Source organism: Pseudomonas sp. GD04158, assembly GCF_029834875.1.
Lineage (GTDB): Bacteria > Pseudomonadota > Gammaproteobacteria > Pseudomonadales > Pseudomonadaceae > Aquipseudomonas > Aquipseudomonas hydrolytica.
In genome coordinates, this window is sequence record NZ_JAODYT010000017.1 from 39,834 (window position 1) to 60,956 (window position 21,123).

22 protein-coding genes and 1 other RNA gene are annotated in these 21,123 nt (G+C 64.6%); 19 read left to right on the forward strand and 4 right to left on the reverse strand.

Annotated features, from left to right (window positions below):
* The first annotated feature begins 112 nt into the window (after window positions 1-112).
* The 7 genes from rplM (at window position 113) to N7333_RS09375 (ending at window position 4,995) form a co-directional block, all read left to right on the forward strand.
* Window positions 113-541 carry a 50S ribosomal protein L13 gene (gene rplM, locus N7333_RS09345; protein ID WP_003242947.1) on the forward strand — a complete coding sequence of 143 codons (429 nt, stop codon included), beginning with the start codon at window positions 113-115 and terminating at the stop codon, window positions 539-541.
* 14 nt (window positions 542-555) lie between these two features.
* A complete protein-coding gene (gene rpsI / locus N7333_RS09350) occupies window positions 556-948 on the forward strand; it encodes a 30S ribosomal protein S9 (protein ID WP_003242948.1) in 393 nt (130 codons plus the stop codon).
* A gap of 253 nt (window positions 949-1,201) precedes the next feature.
* Window positions 1,202-1,795, forward strand: coding sequence for a ubiquinol-cytochrome c reductase iron-sulfur subunit (gene petA, locus N7333_RS09355; RefSeq protein ID WP_003242950.1), 594 nt, complete (start codon window positions 1,202-1,204; stop codon window positions 1,793-1,795).
* Window positions 1,795-3,006: a cytochrome bc complex cytochrome b subunit gene (locus N7333_RS09360; RefSeq protein WP_003242952.1), complete on the forward strand. Its 1,212-nt coding sequence runs from the start codon at window positions 1,795-1,797 to the stop codon at window positions 3,004-3,006. The genes petA and N7333_RS09360 overlap by 1 nt, the downstream gene beginning before the upstream one ends.
* Window positions 3,006-3,785, forward strand: coding sequence for a cytochrome c1 (locus N7333_RS09365; RefSeq protein WP_011921019.1), 780 nt, complete (start codon window positions 3,006-3,008; stop codon window positions 3,783-3,785). Before N7333_RS09360 ends, N7333_RS09365 begins: the two co-directional genes overlap by 1 nt.
* A 164-nt stretch (window positions 3,786-3,949) precedes the next feature.
* The gene (locus tag N7333_RS09370) at window positions 3,950-4,567 is read left to right on the forward strand and encodes a glutathione S-transferase N-terminal domain-containing protein (protein WP_003242955.1); all 618 of its coding nucleotides are present in this window, start codon (window positions 3,950-3,952) and stop codon (window positions 4,565-4,567) included.
* A gap of 14 nt (window positions 4,568-4,581) precedes the next feature.
* On the forward strand, window positions 4,582-4,995 hold the full coding sequence (locus tag N7333_RS09375) for a ClpXP protease specificity-enhancing factor (protein ID WP_003242957.1): 414 nt from the start codon (window positions 4,582-4,584) through the stop codon (window positions 4,993-4,995).
* Window positions 4,996-5,075: 80 nt separating this feature from the next.
* On the opposite strand, the gene N7333_RS09380 is transcribed toward N7333_RS09375, so the two are convergent.
* From N7333_RS09380 to N7333_RS09395, 4 genes are read right to left on the reverse strand one after another with little or no spacing between them, the layout of a single operon-like run.
* Window positions 5,076-5,609 carry a BON domain-containing protein gene (locus tag N7333_RS09380; protein WP_003242959.1) on the reverse strand — a complete coding sequence of 178 codons (534 nt, stop codon included), beginning with the start codon at window positions 5,607-5,609 and terminating at the stop codon, window positions 5,076-5,078.
* Window positions 5,606-6,199: a phosphoheptose isomerase gene (locus N7333_RS09385; RefSeq protein ID WP_011921021.1), complete on the reverse strand. Its 594-nt coding sequence runs from the start codon at window positions 6,197-6,199 to the stop codon at window positions 5,606-5,608. The genes N7333_RS09380 and N7333_RS09385 overlap by 4 nt, the downstream gene beginning before the upstream one ends.
* A 25-nt stretch (window positions 6,200-6,224) precedes the next feature.
* Window positions 6,225-6,584, reverse strand: a complete 360-nt coding sequence (locus N7333_RS09390) for a YraN family protein (RefSeq protein ID WP_011921022.1) — start codon at window positions 6,582-6,584, stop codon at window positions 6,225-6,227.
* Window positions 6,581-8,389 (reverse strand): penicillin-binding protein activator, encoded by a 1,809-nt coding sequence (locus N7333_RS09395; RefSeq protein ID WP_129484023.1) that lies wholly within the window; start codon window positions 8,387-8,389, stop codon window positions 6,581-6,583. The genes N7333_RS09390 and N7333_RS09395 overlap by 4 nt, the downstream gene beginning before the upstream one ends.
* Before the next feature lie 89 nt (window positions 8,390-8,478).
* Between N7333_RS09395 and rsmI the strand changes: the two genes are divergently transcribed.
* The 12 genes from rsmI to murG all read left to right on the forward strand — a co-directional run bounded on the left by rsmI (window position 8,479) and on the right by murG (window position 21,109).
* On the forward strand, window positions 8,479-9,378 hold the full coding sequence (gene rsmI, locus N7333_RS09400) for a 16S rRNA (cytidine(1402)-2'-O)-methyltransferase (protein WP_011921023.1): 900 nt from the start codon (window positions 8,479-8,481) through the stop codon (window positions 9,376-9,378).
* Window positions 9,379-9,504: 126 nt separating this feature from the next.
* Window positions 9,505-9,852: RNase P RNA component class A (gene rnpB, locus N7333_RS09405), an RNA gene on the forward strand.
* A 310-nt stretch (window positions 9,853-10,162) separates the two neighbouring features.
* Window positions 10,163-10,618: a division/cell wall cluster transcriptional repressor MraZ gene (gene mraZ / locus N7333_RS09410; RefSeq protein ID WP_003242968.1), complete on the forward strand. Its 456-nt coding sequence runs from the start codon at window positions 10,163-10,165 to the stop codon at window positions 10,616-10,618.
* A 2-nt stretch (window positions 10,619-10,620) separates the two neighbouring features.
* Window positions 10,621-11,565, forward strand: a complete 945-nt coding sequence (gene rsmH / locus N7333_RS09415) for a 16S rRNA (cytosine(1402)-N(4))-methyltransferase RsmH (protein WP_129484021.1) — start codon at window positions 10,621-10,623, stop codon at window positions 11,563-11,565.
* Window positions 11,562-11,855, forward strand: a complete 294-nt coding sequence (gene ftsL / locus N7333_RS09420; protein WP_129484019.1) for a cell division protein FtsL — start codon at window positions 11,562-11,564, stop codon at window positions 11,853-11,855. The genes rsmH and ftsL overlap by 4 nt, the downstream gene beginning before the upstream one ends.
* On the forward strand, window positions 11,852-13,579 hold the full coding sequence (locus tag N7333_RS09425; protein WP_279858735.1) for a penicillin-binding protein 2: 1,728 nt from the start codon (window positions 11,852-11,854) through the stop codon (window positions 13,577-13,579). The genes ftsL and N7333_RS09425 overlap by 4 nt, the downstream gene beginning before the upstream one ends.
* The gene (locus N7333_RS09430; protein WP_129484017.1) at window positions 13,579-15,042 is read left to right on the forward strand and encodes a UDP-N-acetylmuramoyl-L-alanyl-D-glutamate--2,6-diaminopimelate ligase; all 1,464 of its coding nucleotides are present in this window, start codon (window positions 13,579-13,581) and stop codon (window positions 15,040-15,042) included. Before N7333_RS09425 ends, N7333_RS09430 begins: the two co-directional genes overlap by 1 nt.
* Window positions 15,035-16,405 (forward strand): UDP-N-acetylmuramoyl-tripeptide--D-alanyl-D-alanine ligase, encoded by a 1,371-nt coding sequence (murF, locus tag N7333_RS09435; protein ID WP_129484015.1) that lies wholly within the window; start codon window positions 15,035-15,037, stop codon window positions 16,403-16,405. Before N7333_RS09430 ends, murF begins: the two co-directional genes overlap by 8 nt.
* Window positions 16,406-17,488: a phospho-N-acetylmuramoyl-pentapeptide-transferase gene (gene mraY, locus N7333_RS09440; protein WP_003242979.1), complete on the forward strand. Its 1,083-nt coding sequence runs from the start codon at window positions 16,406-16,408 to the stop codon at window positions 17,486-17,488. It abuts the gene before it with no gap.
* Between the two features lie 6 nt (window positions 17,489-17,494).
* Window positions 17,495-18,841, forward strand: coding sequence for a UDP-N-acetylmuramoyl-L-alanine--D-glutamate ligase (gene murD / locus N7333_RS09445; protein ID WP_129484013.1), 1,347 nt, complete (start codon window positions 17,495-17,497; stop codon window positions 18,839-18,841).
* Window positions 18,841-20,049 (forward strand): putative lipid II flippase FtsW, encoded by a 1,209-nt coding sequence (ftsW, locus tag N7333_RS09450; RefSeq protein ID WP_003242982.1) that lies wholly within the window; start codon window positions 18,841-18,843, stop codon window positions 20,047-20,049. The genes murD and ftsW overlap by 1 nt, the downstream gene beginning before the upstream one ends.
* A complete protein-coding gene (gene murG, locus N7333_RS09455; RefSeq protein WP_003242984.1) occupies window positions 20,039-21,109 on the forward strand; it encodes an undecaprenyldiphospho-muramoylpentapeptide beta-N-acetylglucosaminyltransferase in 1,071 nt (356 codons plus the stop codon). The genes ftsW and murG overlap by 11 nt, the downstream gene beginning before the upstream one ends.
* Window positions 21,110-21,123 lie beyond the last annotated feature (14 nt).

Below are 21,123 nucleotides of genomic sequence, written 5' to 3' on the forward strand. Positions count from 1 at the left end.
CCCGAGCCCCCGATAGCGTCCGTATGCGGCTGCCTTTGACTTGTCAAAGTACGCACTATCCAGTAAGATCCGCCGTCTATTTTTTGCTGGGCGGCCCCTGAGGCTATAAAGAATGAAAACTTTTACTGCTAAACCGGAAACAGTAAAACGCGATTGGTTCGTCGTTGATGCTGCTGGTCAGACCCTGGGTCGTCTGGCCACCGAAATCGCGAGCCGTCTGCGTGGCAAGCACAAGCCTGAGTACACCCCGCACGTTGACACCGGTGACTACATCGTCGTCATCAACGCCGAGCAGGTGCGTGTAACTGGTGCCAAAGCCAGCGACAAGAAGTACTACTCCCACTCCGGTTTCCCGGGCGGCATCAAAGAGATCAACTTCGAGAAGCTGATCGCTCGTGCTCCTGAGCGCGTGATCGAGACCGCGGTCAAAGGCATGCTGCCGAAGAACCCGCTGGGTCGCGACATGTACCGTAAGCTGAAGGTGTACAAGGGTGCCGCTCACCCGCACACCGCTCAGCAGCCCCAAGAACTGAAGATTTAACGGAATAGTTCATTATGTCGGCGACTCAAAACTACGGCACTGGCCGTCGCAAGACCGCAACCGCGCGCGTATTCCTGCGTCCGGGCACCGGTAACATCTCCATCAACAATCGCAGCCTGGATACCTTCTTCGGCCGCGAGACCGCTCGCATGGTCGTGCGTCAGCCGCTGGAGCTGACCGAGACCACCGAGAAGTTCGACATCTACGTTACCGTTATCGGCGGCGGTGTCAGCGGTCAGGCCGGTGCCATCCGTCACGGCATCACCCGCGCTCTGATCGAGTACGACGAGACCCTGCGCAGCCCGCTGCGTAAGGCCGGTTACGTGACTCGCGACGCCCGTGAAGTCGAGCGTAAGAAAGTTGGTCTGCGCAAGGCGCGTAAGCGTCCGCAGTACTCCAAGCGTTAATTCGCTGGCGCTTTCGAAAACGCCCAGTTTCCTTACGGAACTGGGCGTTTTTTATGGGCAAGAAGAAAAGCTGCGACAACGTGCCGCAGTCGCGCAAGCCGCGCCCGACAAGGCTTTCACCGGCCTCTTCAGGGGTAATTACCTTGTCAGAAAAGGGGCTTTTCTTTACCATTTGGCGAATTTTTTGCGCGGCCCGATTTTTACCTAGTAGAGGCCTGAACAACAGGCCACAAAGCTGATGGGAGACGACTGAATGAGCAATGACGGCGTGAATGCAGGCCGGCGTCGCTTCCTGGTTGCAGCCACCTCCGTGGTGGGTGCAGCAGGAGCGGTAGGTGCTGCGACTCCGTTCGTGGGGTCATGGTTCCCCAGTGCCAAGGCCAAGGCGGCCGGTGCACCGGTGAAGGTGAACGTCAGCAAGATCGAGGCTGGTCAGCAGATGGTTGCTGAGTGGCGCGGTCAGCCGGTGTTCATCGTGCGCCGTACCGAGGAAATCCTGGCCAACCTGAGCAAGATCGAGGGCAGCGTCGCTGACCCCGAATCTGCCGAATCGGTACAGCCAGAGTACGTCGACAAGAAGAACCGCGCGATCAAGCCTGAGCTGCTGGTTCTGGTCGGTCTGTGCACCCACCTGGGCTGTGCGCCGTCCTTCCGCCCGGAAGTGGCCCCGGCCGACCTCGGCCCGGATTGGGTTGGCGGTTATTTCTGCCCCTGCCACGGTTCGCGCTACGACCTCGCCGGTCGTGTGTACAAGGCCCAGCCTGCGCCGCTGAACCTGCCGGTTCCTCCGCATAGCTACGAGACGGATGATGTGATCATCATCGGTGTGGACCAGGAGAACGCCTGATGAGCAAATTCATGGAATGGGTGGATGCGCGTTTCCCCGCCACCAAGATGTGGGAAGACCATCTCTCCAAGTACTACGCACCGAAGAACTTCAACTTCTTCTATTTCTTCGGCTCCCTGGCGCTGCTGGTGCTGGTCAACCAGATCGTTACCGGTATCTGGCTGACCATGAGCTTCGAGCCTTCGGCCGAAGGCGCCTTCGCCTCCGTCGAATACATCATGCGTGATGTCGAGTACGGCTGGATCCTGCGCTACCTGCACTCCACCGGCGCCTCGGCGTTCTTCGTGGTGGTCTACCTGCACATGTTCCGCGGTCTGCTCTACGGTTCCTACCAGAAGCCGCGCGAGCTGGTGTGGATCTTCGGCATGCTGATCTACCTGGTGCTGATGGCCGAGGCCTTCATGGGCTACCTGCTGCCGTGGGGTCAGATGTCCTACTGGGGTGCCCAGGTGATCATCTCCCTGTTCGGTGCCATCCCGGTGATCGGCGACGACCTGACCCAGTGGATTCGTGGTGACTACCTGATCTCCGGTATCACCCTGAACCGCTTCTTCGCCCTGCACGTGATCGCTCTGCCGATCGTGCTGCTCGGCCTGGTCGTGCTGCACATCCTGGCGCTGCACGAAGTCGGCTCGAACAACCCGGACGGCGTCGACATCAAGAAGCTGAAGGACGAGAACGGTGTACCGCTGGACGGTATCGCCTTCCATCCCTACTACACCGTGAAAGATATCGTCGGCGTGGTGGTGTTCCTGTTCGTGTTCTGCTTCGTGGTGTTCTTCTTCCCGGAGATGGGTGGTTACTTCCTCGAGAAGCCGAACTTCGAAGCGGCCAACCCGTTCAAGACCCCCGAGCACATTGCGCCGGTGTGGTACTTCACCCCGTTCTACGCGATCCTGCGTGCGGTACCTGACAAGCTGCTCGGCGTAATCGCCATGGGTGCTGCCATCGCCGTGCTGTTCGTCCTGCCGTGGCTGGACCGCAGCCCGGTCAAGTCGATGCGCTACAAAGGTTGGCTGAGCAAGATCTGGCTGCTGGTTTTCTGCATCTCCTTCGTCATCCTCGGCGTACTGGGCGTGCTGGCTCCGACTCCGGGTCGTACCCTGCTGTCGCAGGTGTGCACCTTCCTGTACTTCGCGTACTTCATCCTGATGCCGTTCTACACCAGGATGGAGAAGACCAAACCGGTTCCGGAAAGGGTGACTGGCTGATGAAAAAGCTCTTCGCTGCATTTGTTTTCGCTGCGCTGCCGGCTCTGGCCATGGGCGCCTCCAGCAACTATCCGCTGGACAAGGTAGATATCGATCTGCGCGACCAGGCTGCCCTGCAGGACGGCGCGCGCACCTTCGCCAACTACTGCATGGGCTGCCATGCCGCCCAATACCAGCGTTACGAGCGTGTTGCCGATGACCTCGGCATCCCGCACGAAATCATGCTCGACAATCTGGTGTTCAACGACGCCAAGATCGGCGACCACATGAAGATCGGCATGCGCCCCGACGACGCCAAGGCCTGGTTCGGCGCGGCGCCGCCCGATCTGACCCTGGTCGCTCGCGTGCGTGGCAACGACTGGCTGTACACCTACCTGCGTACCTTCTACGACGATCCGTCCCGTCCGCTGGGGGCCAACAACAAGGTATTCCCCAACGTCGGCATGCCGAACGTGCTGGTCAGCCTGCAGGGCAAGCAGGTGATCGGTTGCAAGCAGGTTCAGGTGGTGGAGAACGGCAAGAAGCAGTTCGACCCGCTGACCGGCGCGCCGATCACCCACGAAGCCTGCGATCAGCTGACCATCGAGCCGAACACCGGCAAGCTGAGCGAGGCCGAGTTCGACGAGAAGATCAAGAACCTGGTGACCTTCCTGGCCTACTCGGCCAACCCGGTCAAGCTGAAGTCCCAGCGCATCGGTACCTACGTGCTGCTGTATCTGGCGTTCTTCTTCGTGTTCGCCTACCTGCTCAAGCGTGAGTATTGGAAGGACGTTCACTAAGTCGTTCACCTGTCGCAGAGCCTGCGCGCCCTGATGGGCGCGCAGGTTTTTGTGCCCTACCATCCTGGTGCCTGGTCCGTGAGGGCCGCCGCCAGCGACGTCAAAAATTGCCCCGGCAATTTTTCCGTGTTTCTGAATAATCAAAAAAAGCGAGGAGGATCGCCATGGCGGTGACCAATAGGTTGACCTGCTACTCCGACCCCGCCGACCACTATTCCCATCGCGTGCGTCTGGTGCTCGCCGAGAAAGGTGTCAGCGTCGAGATCGTCGATGTCGAACTGGGCCGTTGCCCGCCCAAGCTTGCGGAGATCAATCCGTACGGCAGCGTGCCGACCCTGGTCGATCGTGATCTGGCGCTGTACGAGTCGTCCGTGGTGATGGAGTATCTGGACGAGCGTTATCCGCATCCGCCGCTGTTGCCGGTCTATCCCGTGGCACGCGCCAACAGCCGTCTGCTGATGCACCGCATTCAGCGCGACTGGTGCGCACTGGTCGATCGTATTCTCGACAAGCGCAGCAAGGAGGCCGAGCGTCAGCTGGCGCGCAAGGAGCTGCGCGAGAGCCTGACCGGCGTATCGCCGTTGTTCGCGGACAAGGCATTCTTTCTCAGCGATGAGCTGAGCCTGGTGGATTGCTGTCTACTGCCTATTCTCTGGCGCCTGCCGTTGCTGGGCATCGAGCTGCCGCGACCGGCCAAGCCGCTGCTCGACTACATGGAGCGCCAGTTCGCCCGCGAGGCCTTTCAGGCCAGCCTTTCCGCTGCAGAACGCGCAATGCGCTGAGAAGGAGGATAACCATGAATTCCAGTCGTCCCTACCTGATCCGTGCTCTTTACGAATGGATAGTCGATAACGACTGCACGCCACACCTACTGGTCAATGCCGAGTTCCCCGGTGTCCAGGTTCCGTCCGGTTTCGCCAGCGACGGCCAGATCGTGCTGAACGCTTCGCCCAGTGCCGTTCGCCATCTGCATATGGATAACCAGGCCGTCAGCTTCGAGGGTCGCTTCGGTGGTGTGGCGCACAGCCTGTACATCCCGGCGGCGGCGGTGCTGGCGATCTATGCGCGGGAAAATGGCCAGGGCATGGTGTTCGACATGGAGCCGCCAATGGCCGGCGGCCCGGAAGAGTCGGGGCCGGATGACGACGGTCCGTCCGGTGGCGAACCGCCGCGTCCTAGTGGCCGGCCAAGCCTGAAGGTGGTCAAGTAAGCCGCCGCTGTGCGATCAGAACGAAAACGGGCGCCCCAGGGCGCCCGTTTTTACTTGCAGCCTGAGGGGCTGCAGCTTTCTCAGTTGGTGTACTCGAACAGGCGCACCACCTTCTGCACCCCGGAAACGCCCTGCACCACGCGAGTGGCGGAGTTGGCTTCTTCACGGGTGACCAGGCCGAGCAGGTAGACGATGCCGTTCTCGGTCACCACCTTGATCCGTGCGCTGGGCACCGTGGCGTCGGCAACCATCTGGGTCTTGATCTTGGTGGTCAGCAGCGAGTCGTTGCTGCGCGCCAGCAGCGAGGCTGGCTGCTGCACCTGCAGCTCGTTGTAGACCTTCTTGACCCCCTGCACGCGGCGAGCGGCCTGCGCGGCAGCCTCCTTCAGCTCGCTGCGCGGCGTCTGGCCGGCGAGCAGGATCACGCCGTTGTAGGCGGTCACCACGATGCGCGAGGTGGGGCTGGCCAGGTCGGCATGGGCGTTGCTGACCTGCGTGGCGACATTCGGGCCGAGGAACTGGTCGTCGATCTTGTTGCCAATGCTGCGGCTGCCACAGCCGGCAAGCGTCAGGGTAACGGCCAGGGCGGCCAGAATCAGGGCGGAACGCTTCATTCTTCACTCCCAAACAATTGACTGTCGATCAGGTCGCACAGGCAGTGGATCGTCAACAGGTGGACTTCCTGGATGCGTGCGGTGACTTTGGCTGGAACGCGGATTTCCACGTCCTCGGGCAGCAGCAGCGAGGCCATGCCGCCGCCGTCGCGACCGGTGAGGGCGACGACAGTCATCTCGCGATCATGGGCAGCTTGAATGGCCTGGATGACATTGGCCGAGTTGCCGCTGGTGGAAATCGCCAGCAGCACGTCGCCGGGTTGGCCGAGGGCGCGGATCTGTTTGGAGAACACCTCGTTGTAGCTGTAATCGTTGGCGATCGAGGTGATGGTCGAGCTGTCGGTGGTCAGGGCGATGGCCGGCAGGCTAGGCCGCTCGCGTTCGAAACGATTGAGCAGCTCGGAGGAAAAGTGCTGGGCGTCGCCTGCCGAGCCGCCGTTGCCGCAGGAGAGAATCTTGCCCTCGTTGAGCAGGGCCTGGACCATCACCAGGCTGGCATGCTCGATGTAGGGGGTCAGGACTTCCATGGCCTGCTGCTTGGTGTCGATGCTGGCTTGGAAGAGCTGGCGGATTCGGGATTGCATGTCCATCGGTTAAACCTTGAGTTTACGGCCGTCAGGCATCGAAGGCGTTCTTGATCCAGTCGAGGCGAGTGGCGCCCTCGGTACTGATGGCGACCACGTCGAAGCGGCAGGGGTGGCGGGCCCAGCGGGAGTTTTGCTGGAGAAAGAGCTCGGCGGCCATGACCAACTTGCCACGCTTGCGCGCATCGACACTCTCCAGGGCGCCGCCCCAGGCGCTGTGGCGGCGGGCGCGGACTTCGACAAATACTACTGTATCGCCGTCGAGCATGACCAGATCGAGCTCGCCACGGCGACAGCTCCAGTTCTGTTGGATCAGGCGCAGGCCGTTGCGTTCCAGATGCTGTCGAGCCGCCAGTTCGGAGGCTCGACCAAGATCGTTATGGCTGCTCAATTGAGGCTGTCGGGGAGGCGCTGGACCTGACCGCCGCGGAACTCCGCCCAGGGCAGCTGGCGCTCGATGCGTTGCGTGGCGTTGAGGCTGAGGCTGCCCGACAGGCCGTCGATGCGCGAATCCGGCAGCGCCTTGAGCTGGCCCAGGCGCGGTGCCAGGCGATAGGCATCGACGCCCATGGCGTACAGCCGGCCGAGGCTGCCGCCGGCCTGCGGCCACTGGTTGCTGACCTGCTGGCGCAGCGGGGTGTGGGCGTCCAGCAGCCAGGGCGTTTCGCAGAAGCGAATGCCTTCCAGGTCCTGATACTGCGCCTGGCTGTGGGCGCCGGTGAACAGGTGGGAGGTGGCGTACACCGGCACGTCGCCGGCGTACTGGAAGGCCAGGGTCGGTTTGATCTGCTGAGCCTGCTGCGGAGTGGCCGCAAGGAAGATGAAGTCGACGTCCTGGCGGCGTGCCGGTTGTGCGTCCAGGCTGGTGCCCAGGGTGTTCTGCAGGCGACGGGCGCGTGCCTCGCTCTCGCGCAGCTGGAACAGCTCGGCGATCTGCCGGGCCAGCTCCACCGGCTGGTCGACGCGTTCGGCGGCGATCAGGGTGCCGCCCTGGGCCTGCCAGTTCTGGCGGAAGGCGTCGAGCACGCGATCGCCCCATTCACCGCGCGGCACCAGCGCGACGGCACGGCGCATGCCGTCGTTCCAGGCGCGGCGGGCGACTTCGCGAGCCTCGTCCTCGGCGGCCAAGCCGAACTGGAACAGCTGCGCCGGGCCTTCCTGGCCGGCATCGCTGTAATTCAGCGCCAGGGTGGTGATGGGCAGCTGCTCGCGGTCACTGAGCTGTTTGACCAGGGGCTTTTCCAGCGGCCCGACCACCAGTTGCACGCCATCGGCCTGGGCCTGCTGGTAGAAGGCGTCCAGCGAGCCGATGCGCGCGCTGTCGTAGAGCTTGATTTCCGGCGGGTTCTGCCCGGCCTGCTGGGCTTCGTAATGAGCGGCCAGGAAGCCATCGCGCAGGGCGCGTGCGACGCTGGCCAGCTGGCCCTCCTGCGGGAGCAGCAGGGCGACGCGGTTCAGCGGCTGGCTGGCCAGTTCGCGCAGCTTGCCCAGCGCTTCTGGCAGCTGTTCGGCGGCAGGGTGTTGCGGATTCTGCGCTACCCACTGGTCGATGGCGGCTTGCTGCTGTTCCAGGGTGGCGCTGCTTTTGGTCACTCGGGCCAGTTCCAGCCAGCCGGCCAGGTCGCTGTCGGCGCCGGCCGAGGTTTGTGCCGGCAGGGTGGAGACCAGTGCCCAGATATTCTCGTGGTTGTCGCGAGCGGTCTGACCGCTCAGCAGAGGCGCGATGAAGACGCGCTCGCGCGCGGCGGCGAGTGCCTGGCCGTCGGCTTCGAGGGCGCGGGCGCGGACCAGCTGGGTGCGAATCTGCTGCTCTACTGGCAGCTCGGCAAGGCGCTCAAGGCTGGGGTGCTGCAGGGCCTGCAGGGCGCTCTTGGGCTGCTTGCGCGCCATCGCCAGTTCCGCTTTCAGGGTGCTGGCGAAGATCTGTTGCGCCGGTTGCAGGCTGGCGATATCGATCTGTTCCAGAATGCGCGCGGCGCGGGCCATGTCTTTCTGCTTGTAGGCCTGATCGGCCGCGGACAGGCGCAGCAGCGCAGCCTGTTCCGGTTTGCTCTCGGCGGCCTGCTGGAGCATCTGCTCGATGCTGGCCTGCGGGGTGCGTGGCAGCTGGCCCAGATTGTTGGAGGGCGAGCTGGCGCAGGCGGCGAGCAGGCCGGCCAGGCAAAGGGCGGAAAGAGGGCGCAGGCTAGCGATCATCGGGTCATCCTGATACTTGAGCAAATCAAGCGGCGATTGTACCCAACGCCCGAGATCGGTGCGATGCCACTGGGGCGGAACGGGCTAGAATGAGCGCTCTTTCAATTAACGAGGTGTTTCCAGTGAGTCAGTCCGCCGTCGCCAGCGTCCAGCCCGGCACCCTCTACGTGGTCGCCACGCCGATCGGCAATCTGGACGATATCAGTGCTCGTGCGCTGCGGATCCTGCGCGAGGTTGCGCTGATCGCCGCCGAAGACACGCGACACTCGGCGCGGCTGATGCAGCACTTCGGCATCGGGACGCCGCTGGCGGCCTGTCACGAACACAACGAGCGCGACCAGGGCGGGCGCTTTCTGGCGCGGCTGGAGGCGGGCGAGGACGTGGCGCTGATTTCCGATGCCGGTACGCCGCTGATCTCCGACCCGGGCTATCACCTGGTCCGTCAGGCGCGTGCTGCCGGGTTTGCCGTGGTGCCGGTGCCCGGCGCCTGCGCTCTGATCGCGGCACTGTCGGCGGCGGGGCTGCCGTCGGATCGATTCATCTTCGAAGGTTTTCTGCCGGCCAAGGCAGCCGGGCGCCGTGCGCGTCTGGAGCAGGTGCGCGAGGAGCCACGCACGCTGATCTTCTATGAAGCGCCGCATCGGATTCTCGAGTGCCTGGAGGACATGCGCGCCGTTTTCGGTGGCGAGCGTCAGGCATTGCTGGCACGTGAGCTGACCAAGACCTTCGAAACCCTCAAGGGCTTGCCGCTGGACGAACTGTGCGCCTGGGTGGCCGCCGACAGCAATCAGCAGCGGGGCGAGTGCGTGGTTCTGGTGGCGGGCTGGCAGGCGCCTGAGGGCGAGGAGGCGGTCAGTGCCGAGGCGCTGCGGGTGCTCGATCTGCTGCTGGCGGAAATGCCGCTCAAGCGTGCGGCGGCGCTGGCGGCGGAAATCACCGGGGTGCGCAAGAACCTGCTCTACCAAGTGGCGCTGACGCGCCAGGGATGAAGCCGCAGGCACGCTCCGCTCGCGCAGCTTGTGCGGTGACGGAGTTCGCGAGCTGAGCTGGAGCCCGCCTGCTTTTTCTTGCCGCTGGTGGCTTGCGGCTTGCGGCTTTGTTAATCTTGGCGGCGGAGAGTCGATCGGACAGTCGCTGCCTTCGCAAGAAGGGGGAGGAAAGTCCGGGCTCCATAGGGCGGAGTGCCAGGTAACGCCTGGGAGGCGTGAGCCTACGGAAAGTGCCACAGAAAATAACCGCCTAAGCGTTTCGGCGACGGTAAGGGTGAAAAGGTGTGGTAAGAGCGCACCGCACGGCTGGCAACAGTCCGTGGCTAGGTAAACCCCACTCGGAGCAAGACCAAATAGGGTTCCATTGGCGTGGCCCGCGCTGGAACCGGGTAGGTTGCTAAAGGCGTGCAGTGATGTACGTCGTAGAGGAATGGCTGTCCTCGACAGAACCCGGCTTACAGATCGACTCTCCTCCCTTCTTTTCTTCGGTTCGCGCTTCTATTTCCCGCTCGTCTGATACCGAAAAAATCTTACTCTTAAGAAACTACTTTAACTTCGATTTTCAGCTCGCTGGATTGGCAGGATTTTGTGTGCCATTTGCCGCTTCGGTCATCGCTTTTTCCCTCCCTTTAATTCGCTAAATCTCCGTCCTGTAAGGATTTTTCCCTTCTGGCGCGCCTTGACGGTGGGGTATGGGCGTTCCTATAGTGTGCGCAAGTGGTGAGAAGTGGCATGAAGTGGGTTTTTTTGGGCAGGGAAAGCTAATTACAGGGGAAGCGCAGCCGTGTTTCGCGGAGCTAACGCCATCAGTCTCGACGCCAAAGGGCGCCTCGCGATGCCGAGTCGGTATCGTGACGAGCTCGTTGCGCGTTGCAATGGCCAGCTCATCGTGACCATCGACGCCGTTGACCCCTGCCTTTGCGTTTATCCCCTGGCCGAATGGGAACTGATCGAAAACAAGCTGCGCGAACTGGCTTCGTTTCGTGAAGAGAACCGTCGCCTGCAGCGTTTGCTGATCGGTAATGCCGTCGACCTCGAGCTGGATGCCAGTGGCCGTTTCCTGGTGCCGCCACGCCTGCGCGAGTACGCCAAGCTGGACAAGCGGGCGATGCTCGTCGGTCAGCTGAACAAGTTTCAACTCTGGGATGAAGATGCCTGGAATGCCGTAGCCGAAGCCGACCTCGCTGCCATCAAGCAGCCCGGCGCCCTTTCCGATGACTTGCGTGACCTGATCCTGTGACCATGACCGATAGCACCTTGCGCCATATCACCGTGCTGCTCGACGAGGCCGTCGAGGGGCTCGCCGTGCGCGCCGATGGCTGCTACATCGATGGCACTTTCGGGCGTGGCGGGCACAGCCGGCTGATCCTGCACAAGCTCGGGCCAGGTGGGCGGCTCCTGGGGTTCGACAAGGATCCTCTGGCAATAGCCACCGGGGAAGCATTGGCGGCCGAAGACGGCCGCTTTGTCGTTGTACAGCGCAGTTTTGCGGAACTCGGCGACGAGGCTGTTGTCCGCGGCATTTCCGGTCAGGTCTCCGGCATCCTGCTGGACCTCGGCGTGTCCTCGCCGCAGCTGGATGATCCCGAGCGTGGTTTCAGCTTCCTCAATGACGGCCCGCTGGACATGCGCATGAATCCGGATGTCGGCGTCAGTGCCGCTGACTGGATCGCCACCGCGGAAGAAGACGAAATCGCCCGCGTGCTCAAGGATTACGGCGAGGAGCGTTTCGCCAAGCGCATGGCGCGGGCCGTGGTGCAGCGCCGCGAGCAGCAACCCTTCACCCGCACCGCCGATCTGGCCAAGGTGCTGACCGAGGCCAACCCGGCCTGGGAAAAGGGCAAGAATCCGGCCACCCGCGCTTTTCAGGGCATCCGCATCTACATCAACAACGAGCTCGGTGATCTCGAGCGCGGTCTCGATGCGGCGCTGGAGGCGCTGGAGGTCGGTGGTCGCCTGGTGGTGATCAGCTTCCACTCGCTGGAAGACCGTATCGTCAAGCAGTTCATGAAGCGTCAGGCCAAGGGCGAGGCGGACAAGCTGCCGCGCGACCTGCCGATCATCCCCAAGGCGTTCGAGCCGCGTCTGAAGCTGATCGGCAAGCCGGTCTACGCCGGTGACGCCGAGCTCAAGGCCAATCCGCGCTCGCGCAGCGCGGTGATGCGCATCGCGGAGAAATTGCGGTGAGCCGCCGGCTGATCAAATCCATGCCCAACGGCAGCTTCCTGATGCTGCTGTTGTTCATCGCCATTCTGGTGTCCGCGGTCGCGGTGTCCTACAGCGCGCACTGGAATCGTCTGCTGCTCAACGAGCTGTACGGCGAGCTGAGCGAGCGCGACAAGGCGCAGGCCGAGTGGGGCCGGCTGATTCTCGAACAGAGCACCTGGACCGCGCATAACCGCATCGAGGCACTAGCCACCGAGCGCCTGAAGATGCACATCCCCGATCCCGCCGACGTGCGCATGGTGCGGCCATGATCGGTCTCGAAGGCGCGCTCTATCCCTGGCGTTTTCGCCTGGTGCTGGTGCTGCTCGCGCTGATGGTGGGCGCCATCGCCTGGCGCATGCTCGACCTGCAGGTGCTGGACCATGATTTCCTCAAGGCGCATGGCGATGCCCGTAGCGTGCGGCATATCCCGATTCCTGCGCATCGTGGCCTGATCACCGATCGCAACGGCGAGCCGCTGGCGGTCAGTACGCCGGTCACCACCCTGTGGGCCAATGGCAAGGAGCTGCAGGCCGGTCGCGCCCAATGGCCGGTGCTGGCTGCGGCGCTGGGGCAGGATCCGGCCAACTTCGCCGCCCGCCTGGAGCAGAACAAGGAACGCGAGTTCATGTACCTGGTGCGTGGCCTGACGCCGGAGAAAGGCCAGAGCGTGCTCGATCTGAAGGTGCCGGGCGTGTACGCCATCGAGGAATTCCGCCGTTTCTACCCGGCCGGCGAAGTGGCTGCTCATGTGGTCGGCTTTACCGATATCGACGACCGCGGTCGCGAGGGCATGGAGCTGGCTTACGAAGAATGGCTGGCTGGCGTGCCGGGCAAGCGTCAGGTGCTCAAGGACCGTCGCGGCAAGCTGATCAAGGACGTGCAGGTTGCGCAGAATGCCAAGGCCGGCAAGGCGCTGGCCCTGTCCATCGACCTGCGCCTGCAGTATCTGGCGCATCGCGAGCTGCGCAATGCCTTGCTCGAGCACGATGCCAAGGCCGGCAGCCTGGTGATGGTCGACGTCAAGACCGGCGAAGTGCTGGCGATGGTCAACCATCCCACCTACAACCCGAACAACCGCCGCAACCTCACTCCGGCGGCCATGCGCAACCGGGCGATGATCGACGTGTTCGAGCCCGGCTCGACCATCAAGCCGCTGTCGATGGCCGCTGCGCTGGAAACCGGTCGCTGGAAGCCCAGCGACATCGTGCAGGTGGGCAACGGTACGCTGCAGATCGGCCGCTACAGCATTCGCGACGTCTCCCGTACCCAGGGGCCGGCGCTGGATCTCACCGGCATCCTGATCAACTCCAGCAACGTCGGCATGAGCAAGATCGCCTTCGACGTCGGCGGCGAGCAGCTCTACCAAGTGTTCAGCAAGCTGGGCTTCGGCCGTGATACCGGCCTGGGTTTCCCCGGCGAGCGCGTCGGCAATCTGCCCAACCACCGCCAGTGGCGCCAGGCGGAGACCGCCACGCTGTCCTACGGCTACGGTCTGTCGGTGACCGCGGTGCAGCTGGCCCACGCCTACGCCGCACTAGGCAACGGCGGCGGCATGGTGCCGCTGTCGATGATCCGCGTGGACGACACGCCTGGCTCGATGCAGGTGGTGCCGCCCGAAGTGGCCAAGACCCTGCAGGGCATGTTGCAACAGGTCATCGAGTCCCCGCGCGGGGCCGTGCGTGCGCAGGTGCCGGGCTACCACGTGGCCGGCAAGAGCGGCACGGCGCGCAAGACCAGTGTCGGCACCAAGGGCTACCAGGCCAATTCCTACCGTTCGCTGTTCGCCGGCTTCGCCCCGGCACAGAACCCGCGCATCGCCATGGTGGTGGTGGTCGACGAGCCCGGCAAGGGCGCCTATTACGGTGGCCTGATCTCCGCACCGGTATTCAGCCGGGTGATGGCCGGTTCGCTGCGCCTGATGAACATCGCGCCGGACAACCTGCCGCCGCCCGAGCAGAAGATGGCGGCCGTTGGCCAAGGAGGGCGCAACTGATGCCCATGCCACTCAATCAATTGTTGCCAGCCGCCGAGAGCGGCGTGCTGATTCGTGAACTGACCCTGGACAGCCGCAAGGTGCGTCCGGGCGATCTGTTCCTGGCCGTGCCGGGTACCCAGCAGGACGGCCGCGTGCATATCGCCGATGCCGTGGCGCGTGGCGCCGCCGCCGTCGCCTTCGAAGCCGAAGGCGCTGCACCCATGCATGCTGAAAGTGCTGTGCTGGTACCGGTCAAGGGGCTGGCTGGCCAGCTTTCTGCCATTGCCGGACGCTTCTACGGTGAGCCGAGCCGCGCTCTGCATCTGATCGGCGTCACCGGCACCAACGGCAAGACCAGCGTCAGCCAGCTGCTGGCGCAGGCCTTGGATCTGCTCGGCGAACGCTGCGGCATCGTCGGTACCCTGGGCACCGGCTTCCATGGCGCGCTGGAGCAGGGCAAGCACACCACGCCCGATCCGGTCGGCGTGCAGGCCACCCTGGCCTCGCTCAAGCAGGCCGGTGCGCGTGCCGTGGCCATGGAGGTTTCCTCCCATGGTCTGGATCAGGGCCGCGTCGCGGCGCTGGAGTTCGACGTGGCGGTGTTCACCAACCTGTCGCGCGATCACCTCGATTACCACGGCAGCATGGAGGCCTATGGCGCCGCCAAGGCCAAGCTGTTCGCCTGGCCGAACCTGCGTTGCCGGGTGATCAATCTGGATGACGCCTTCGGCCGGGAGCTGGCGCAGCAGGCGCATGACTCGCGGCTTATCGGCTACAGCCTGAGCGACGCCAGCGCCTTCCTTTATTGCAGCGAAGCGCAGTTCGACGATCACGGCGTGCGCGCGCGCCTGGTCACGCCGCGGGGCGAGGGCGTCCTGCGCAGCAACCTGCTTGGCCGTTTCAATCTGAGCAATCTGCTGGCGGTGGTCGGTGCGCTGCTGGGCATGGACTATGGCCTGGACGAAATCCTCAAGGTGCTGCCGCAACTGCAGGGGCCGGCCGGCCGCATGCAGCGCCTGGGTGGTGGCGACAAGCCGCTGGTGGTGGTGGATTACGCCCACACGCCGGATGCCCTGGAAAAGGTGCTCGAGGCGATGCGCCCCCATGTGCAGGGTCGTCTGCTCTGCCTGTTCGGCTGCGGCGGTGACCGTGACCGCGGCAAGCGCCCGCTGATGGCAGCGGTGGCCGAGCGCCTGGCCGATGTGGTGTGGGTGACCGACGACAACCCGCGCAGCGAAGATCCGGCGCAGATCGTCGCGGATATCCGTGCCGGCTTCTGCGCGCCGGAGCAGGTGCAGTTCATTCACGGCCGTGGCGATGCCATCGCCCGCCTGATCGCCCAGGCCGAGGCCGCCGACGTACTGGTGCTGGCCGGCAAGGGCCACGAGGATTACCAGGAGATCATGGGCGTGCGCCATCCCTTCTCCGACCTGATCGAAGCGAACGAGGCCCTGGCGGCCTGGGGGGCGGCCCATGCTTAAGCCCTGGCTGCTCAGCGAAATAGCGGCTGATCTCAGCGCGCGCCTGATCGGCGACGACGTCGCCTTCTCCGCCGTCGGCACCGACAGCCGTACCATCGCCCCTGGCCAGTTGTTCGTGGCGCTGACCGGGCCGCGTTTCGACGGCCATGACTACCTGGCCGAGGTTGCCGCCAAGGGCGCGGTTGCCGCGCTGGTCGAGCGTGAAGTGGCCAATGCGCCGCTGCCGCAACTGCTGGTGGCCGATACCCGCCTGGCCCTTGGGCAGCTAGGGGCATTGAACCGTCAGGCATTCACCGGCCCGCTGGCTGCCGTGACCGGCTCCAGCGGCAAGACCAGCGTCAAGGAGATGCTCGCCGCCATTCTGCGCGCCGGCCTGAACGGCGCGGTGCTGGCCACCCGCGGTAATCTCAACAATGATCTGGGCGCGCCGCTGACCCTGCTCGAACTGGCGCCGGAGCACCGCGCCGGGGTAATCGAGCTGGGCGCCAACCATGTCGGCGAGATCGCCTACACCGTCAGCCTGACCCGTCCGCAGGTGACCATCATCACCAATGCCGGCAATGCCCATGTCGGCGAGTTCGGCGGGCCGGAGAAGATCGTCCAGGCCAAGGGCGAGATTCTCGAAGGCCTGGCGCAGGACGGCGTGGCCGTACTGAATCTGGACGACAAGGCCTTTTCCACCTGGCAGCGTCGCGCCGCCGGTCATCAGGTCCTGAGCTTCGCCTTGCGCGACACCCGGGCCGACTTCCACGGCAGCGACCTGGCCCGCGACGAGCGCGGTTGCCAGGGCTTCACCTTGCGTAGCCCGGTCGGTAGCGTGCGCATTCAGCTCAATCTGCTGGGCGAGCACAACGTGGCCAACGCCGTGGCCGCCTGCGCCGCCGCCCATGCCCTGGGCCTGCCGTTGGTCGCCATGGCCAAGGGCCTGGAAAACCTGCAACCGGTCAAAGGCCGCGCCGTAGCGCAGCTGGCGCCGAACGGCATGCGGGTGATCGATGACAGTTACAACGCCAACCCCGTGTCGATGTGCGCGGCGGTGGATATACTCGCCGGCTTCTCCGGTCGCACCGTTCTGGTGCTGGGAGACATGGGCGAGCTGGGCGAGTGGGCCGAACAGGGCCACCGCGATGTCGGCCGCCATGCCGCCGGCAAGGTCGACGCGCTCTATGCGGTCGGTCCGCTGATGCGCTTCGCTGTCGAGGAGTTCGGCTCAAAAGGCCGTCACTTCGTCGACCAGGCCGAACTGATCGAAGCACTTCGTGCCGAACAGGCCGGCAGCACACTACTAATCAAGGGTTCACGCAGCGCTGCCATGGACAAGGTCGTGGCCGCGCTGTGTGGCGTATCTGGGGAGATTCACTAAATGCTGCTGCTGCTGGCGGAGTACCTGCAACAGTTCCACAAGGGCTTCGCGGTCTTTCAGTACTTGACCCTGCGCGGCATCCTCGGCGTGCTCACCGCCCTGGCCCTGTCGCTGTGGCTCGGGCCCTGGATGATCCGCACCCTGCAGGTGCGTCAGATCGGCCAGGCGGTGCGCAACGATGGTCCGCAGTCGCACCTGTCGAAGAAAGGCACACCGACCATGGGCGGTGCGCTGATTCTCACTGCCATCGCCGTGAGCACCCTGCTCTGGGCCGACCTGTCCAACCGCTACGTGTGGGTGGTGCTGGCCGTGACCCTGCTGTTCGGCGCCATCGGATGGGTCGACGACTACCGCAAGGTAATCGAGAAGAACTCGCGCGGCCTGCCGAGCCGCTGGAAGTACTTCTGGCAGTCGGTGTTCGGCCTGGCCGCAGCGATCTTCCTCTACATGACCGCGCAGAGCCCGGTGGAGACCACCCTGATCCTGCCGCTGCTCAAGGACGTCAGCATCCCGCTGGGCATCGGTTTCGTGGTGCTGACCTATTTCGTCATCGTCGGCTCGAGCAATGCGGTGAACCTGACCGACGGCCTCGACGGCCTGGCGATTCTGCCCACGGTGATGGTGGCGGGTGCGCTGGCGGTGTTCTGCTACCTGTCGGGTAACGTGAATTTCGCCGAGTACCTGCTGATTCCTTACGTGCCGGGCGCCGGTGAGCTGATCGTGTTCTGCGCCGCGCTGGTGGGCGCCGGCCTGGGCTTTCTGTGGTTCAACACCTACCCGGCGCAGGTCTTCATGGGCGACGTCGGTGCGCTGGCGCTCGGCGCCGCGCTGGGCACCATCGCCGTGATCGTGCGCCAGGAAGTGGTGCTGTTCATCATGGGCGGCGTGTTCGTGATGGAAACCCTGTCGGTGATCATCCAGGTCGCCAGCTTCAAGCTGACCGGCAAGCGCGTGTTTCGCATGGCGCCGATCCACCACCATTTCGAACTCAAGGGCTGGCCCGAGCCGCGCGTGATCGTCCGCTTCTGGATCATCACCGTGATTCTCGTGCTGATCGGCCTGGCCACCCTGAAACTGAGGTAATAGAGCGTGACCCTGATCGCTTCCGACCAGTTCCGCATCGTTGTCGGCCTCGGCAAGAGCGGCATGTCCCTGGTGCGCTTTTTGGCGCAGCAGGGCGTGCGCTTCGCCGTGGCCGACACGCGCGCGAACCCGCCGGAGCTGGAAACGCTCAAGCGTGACTACCCGCAGGTGGAAGTGCGTTGCGGCGAGCTGGACGTGGAGTTCCTCTGCCGCGCCTCGGAGCTTTACGTGAGCCCGGGCCTGGCCATTTCCACGCCAGCCCTGGCCGCGGCCGCCGCGCGCGGGGTCAAGCTGTCCGGCGATATCGATCTGTTCGCGCGCCACGCCAAGGCGCCGATCGTGGCCATCACCGGCTCCAATGCCAAGAGCACCGTTACCACCCTGGTCGGCGAAATGGCCGCTGCAGCCGGCAAGCGCGTCGCCGTCGGCGGCAACCTCGGCACGCCGGCACTGGATCTGCTGGCCGACGATGTCGAGCTGTACGTGCTGGAGCTGTCCAGCTTCCAGCTGGAGACTACCGATCAGCTCAACGCCGAAGTGGCCACCTGCCTGAACATCAGCGAAGACCACATGGATCGCTACAGCGGTCTGCCGGCCTATCACCTGGCCAAGCACCGCATCTTCCGCGGCGCGCGTCAGGTGGTGGTCAACCGCGACGACGCCCTGTCGCGTCCGCTGATCGCCGATCAGGTGACCTGCTGGGAATTCGGCCTGGGCAAACCGGACTTCAAACGCTTCGGTCTGCTCGAGGAAAACGGCGAGAAGTCCCTGGCGTTTCGCTTCGAAGCGCTGCTGCCGGTGAGCGAGCTGAAGATCCGCGGCGCGCACAATCAGTCCAACGCCCTGGCGGCGCTGGCGCTCGGCCATGCCGCTGGCCTGCCGATGGAAGCCATGCTCGCCACCCTGCGCCAGTTCGCCGGATTGCCGCATCGCTGCCAGTGGGTCGGCGAGCGCGCCGGGGTCAATTATTACGATGATTCCAAGGCCACCAACGTCGGTGCCGCGCTGGCGGCCATCGAAGGCCTCGGTGCCGATATCGCCGGCAAGCTGGTGCTGATCGCCGGTGGCGACGGCAAGGGCGCCGACTTCTCCGCGCTGAAGGCGCCGGTGGCGCGATTCTGCCGCGCGGTGGTGCTGCTCGGTCGCGATGCCGAGCTGATCGCCGCTGCTCTGGGCGATGCCGCGCCACTGGTGCGCGTGACAACCCTGGACGAAGCGGTGCAGCGTTGCAGCGAACTGGCAGAGGCCGGCGATGCCGTGCTGCTGTCGCCGGCCTGCGCCAGCCTGGACATGTTCAAGAATTTCGAAGAGCGCGGGCGTCTGTTCGCCCAGGCCGTGGGAGGGCTCGTCTGATGCTGGCCTTCCTCCACGTACGTCCCTCGCCACTGCTCGGCCGCGGCCTCGACGTCGACTTTCCGATGCTCGCCGGTTGCCTGGGCCTGCTGGGGCTGGGCCTGGTGATGATCACCTCGGCGTCCTCCGAGGTGGCTGCAGCGCTGTCGGGCAACCCGCTGTACCACATGATTCGCCACCTGATTTACCTGATCGTCGGGCTGGGTGCGGCGGGTGTGGTGCTGCTGATTCCCATGAGCTTCTGGCAGCGTTACGGCTGGATGATGCTGCTGGCTGCTTTCGCTTTGCTGGTGCTGGTGCTGATTCCCGGCATCGGCCGCGAGGTCAACGGTGCGCGGCGCTGGATCGGTTTCGGTGCATTCAACGTGCAGCCCTCGGAGATCGCCAAGGTCTTCGTGGTGGTCTATCTGGCCGGCTACCTGGTACGCCGTCAGGAAGAGGTACGCGAGAGCTGGGCCGGCTTCTTCAAGCCCTTCGTCGTGTTGCTGCCGATGGCGGGCCTGCTGCTGCTGGAGCCGGACTTCGGCGCCACCGTGGTGATGATGGGCTCGGCCATGGCCATGCTGTTCCTCGGCGGCGTCGGCATGCTGCGCTTCGGTCTGATGGTGGCGCTGGCGGTTGGCGCAGTGTTCGTCCTGGTGCAGACCCAGGAGTACCGCCTGCAGCGTCTGATCACCTTTACCGATCCCTGGGCCGACCAGTACGGCTCCGGCTATCAGCTGACCCAGGCGCTGATCGCCTTCGGCCGCGGCGAATGGTTCGGCGTCGGCCTGGGCAACAGCATTCAGAAGCAGTTCTACCTGCCGGAAGCGCACACCGACTTCGTCTTCTCGGTGCTGGCCGAGGAGCTTGGTCTGGTTGGCGCGCTCGCTACCCTGGGGCTGTTCGTCTTCGTCAGCGTGCGTGCGCTGTACATCGGGCTGTGGGCGGAAAAGGCCAAGCAGTTCTTCTCCGCCTATGTGGCCTACGGTCTGGCCTTCCTGTGGATCGGTCAGTTCCTGATCAACATCGGCGTGAACACCGGTCTGCTGCCGACCAAGGGCCTGACCCTGCCGTTCCTCAGCTACGGCGGCTCGTCGCTGGTGATCTGCTGCGTCAGCCTGGCGCTGCTGCTGCGCATCGAGTGGGAGCGGCGCAACGTGCTGGGCAACGAAGACGTGGACTTCACCGAAGCGGACTTCGCCGAGGAGGCCAGTCATGCGCGGTAACGTGCTGATCATGGCCGGCGGCACCGGCGGCCACGTATTCCCGGCGCTGGCCTGCGCGCGCGAGTTCCAGACTCGCGGTTATGCCGTGCACTGGCTGGGCACGCCGCGCGGCATCGAGAACGAGCTGGTGCCACAGGCTGGTCTGCCGCTGCACCTGATCAACGTCAGCGGTCTGCGCGGCAAGGGCAAGCTGTCGCTGCTCAAGGCGCCGTTCCAGCTCCTGCGCTCGCTGCTGCAGGCGCGCCGCATCGTGCGTGAGCTGCAGCCGGTCTGCGTGCTCGGCATGGGCGGCTACGTCACCGGGCCTGGTGGTCTGGCCGCGCGCCTGGCCGGCGTGCCGCTGGTTATCCACGAGCAGAACGCCGTCGCTGGTACCGCCAATCGTCTGCTGTCGCGTATCGCCACGCGCATCTGCGAAGCCTTCCCGAATACCTTCGGCGCTTCCGACAAGCGGCGCACCACCGGCAACCCGGTGCGTGAGGAGCTGTTTCTGGAAACGCCGCGCGAGCCGCTGGTCGGGCGCAAGCCGAAATTGCTGGTGCTGGGCGGTAGCCTGGGCGCCGAGCCGTTGAACAAGCTGCTGCCTGCCGCGCTGGCCGAACTGCCGGCCGAGTTGCGTCCGCAGGTGTTCCACCAGGCCGGCAAGCAGCACGCAGAGGTCACTGCGGAGCGTTATCGCGATGCTGCGGTCGAAGCCGAGGTCGCGCCCTTCATCAAGGACATGGCGCGCGCCTACGGCTGGGCCGATCTGGTGATCTGCCGCGCCGGCGCGCTCACCGTCAGCGAACTGGCCGCCGCCGGCCTGCCGTCGTTTCTCGTGCCGCTGCCGCACGCCATCGACGATCACCAGAGCCGCAATGCCGAATACCTGGCGAAGGAGGGCGCCGCCGTCCTTCTCCCGCAACATGCCACTGACGCGGCCAAGCTCGCCGCGCAGCTCACCGAGGTTCTGATGCACCTGGAAAAACTCAATGTCATGGGCGCCACCGCGCGCCGTCTGGCCAAGCCCGATGCCACCCGCACGGTGGTGGACATCTGTCAGGAGGTGATGCGTGGCTAAGTCGCCTGCCGCGG

Bases quoted from the DNA above. Each gene is read 5' to 3' on its own strand.
- rsmH (WP_129484021.1), top strand. From the start codon at position 10,621: ATGACCGATAGCACCTTGCGCCATATCACCGTGCTGCTCGACGAGGCC.
- murG (WP_003242984.1), top strand. From the start codon at position 20,039: ATGCGCGGTAACGTGCTGATCATGGCCGGCGGCACCGGCGGCCACGTA.
- petA (WP_003242950.1), top strand. From the start codon at position 1,202: ATGAGCAATGACGGCGTGAATGCAGGCCGGCGTCGCTTCCTGGTTGCA.
- N7333_RS09395 (WP_129484023.1), bottom strand. From the start codon at position 8,389: ATGATCGCTAGCCTGCGCCCTCTTTCCGCCCTTTGCCTGGCCGGCCTG.
- N7333_RS09425 (WP_279858735.1), top strand. From the start codon at position 11,852: ATGATCGGTCTCGAAGGCGCGCTCTATCCCTGGCGTTTTCGCCTGGTG.
- mraY (WP_003242979.1), top strand. From the start codon at position 16,406: ATGCTGCTGCTGCTGGCGGAGTACCTGCAACAGTTCCACAAGGGCTTC.
- ftsW (WP_003242982.1), top strand. From the start codon at position 18,841: ATGCTGGCCTTCCTCCACGTACGTCCCTCGCCACTGCTCGGCCGCGGC.
- N7333_RS09370 (WP_003242955.1), top strand. From the start codon at position 3,950: ATGGCGGTGACCAATAGGTTGACCTGCTACTCCGACCCCGCCGACCAC.
- N7333_RS09385 (WP_011921021.1), bottom strand. From the start codon at position 6,199: ATGGACATGCAATCCCGAATCCGCCAGCTCTTCCAAGCCAGCATCGAC.
- N7333_RS09380 (WP_003242959.1), bottom strand. From the start codon at position 5,609: ATGAAGCGTTCCGCCCTGATTCTGGCCGCCCTGGCCGTTACCCTGACG.
- rplM (WP_003242947.1), top strand. From the start codon at position 113: ATGAAAACTTTTACTGCTAAACCGGAAACAGTAAAACGCGATTGGTTC.
- N7333_RS09360 (WP_003242952.1), top strand. From the start codon at position 1,795: ATGAGCAAATTCATGGAATGGGTGGATGCGCGTTTCCCCGCCACCAAG.
- rsmI (WP_011921023.1), top strand. From the start codon at position 8,479: ATGAGCGCTCTTTCAATTAACGAGGTGTTTCCAGTGAGTCAGTCCGCC.
- N7333_RS09430 (WP_129484017.1), top strand. From the start codon at position 13,579: ATGCCCATGCCACTCAATCAATTGTTGCCAGCCGCCGAGAGCGGCGTG.
- rpsI (WP_003242948.1), top strand. From the start codon at position 556: ATGTCGGCGACTCAAAACTACGGCACTGGCCGTCGCAAGACCGCAACC.
- N7333_RS09365 (WP_011921019.1), top strand. From the start codon at position 3,006: ATGAAAAAGCTCTTCGCTGCATTTGTTTTCGCTGCGCTGCCGGCTCTG.
- N7333_RS09375 (WP_003242957.1), top strand. From the start codon at position 4,582: ATGAATTCCAGTCGTCCCTACCTGATCCGTGCTCTTTACGAATGGATA.
- murF (WP_129484015.1), top strand. From the start codon at position 15,035: ATGCTTAAGCCCTGGCTGCTCAGCGAAATAGCGGCTGATCTCAGCGCG.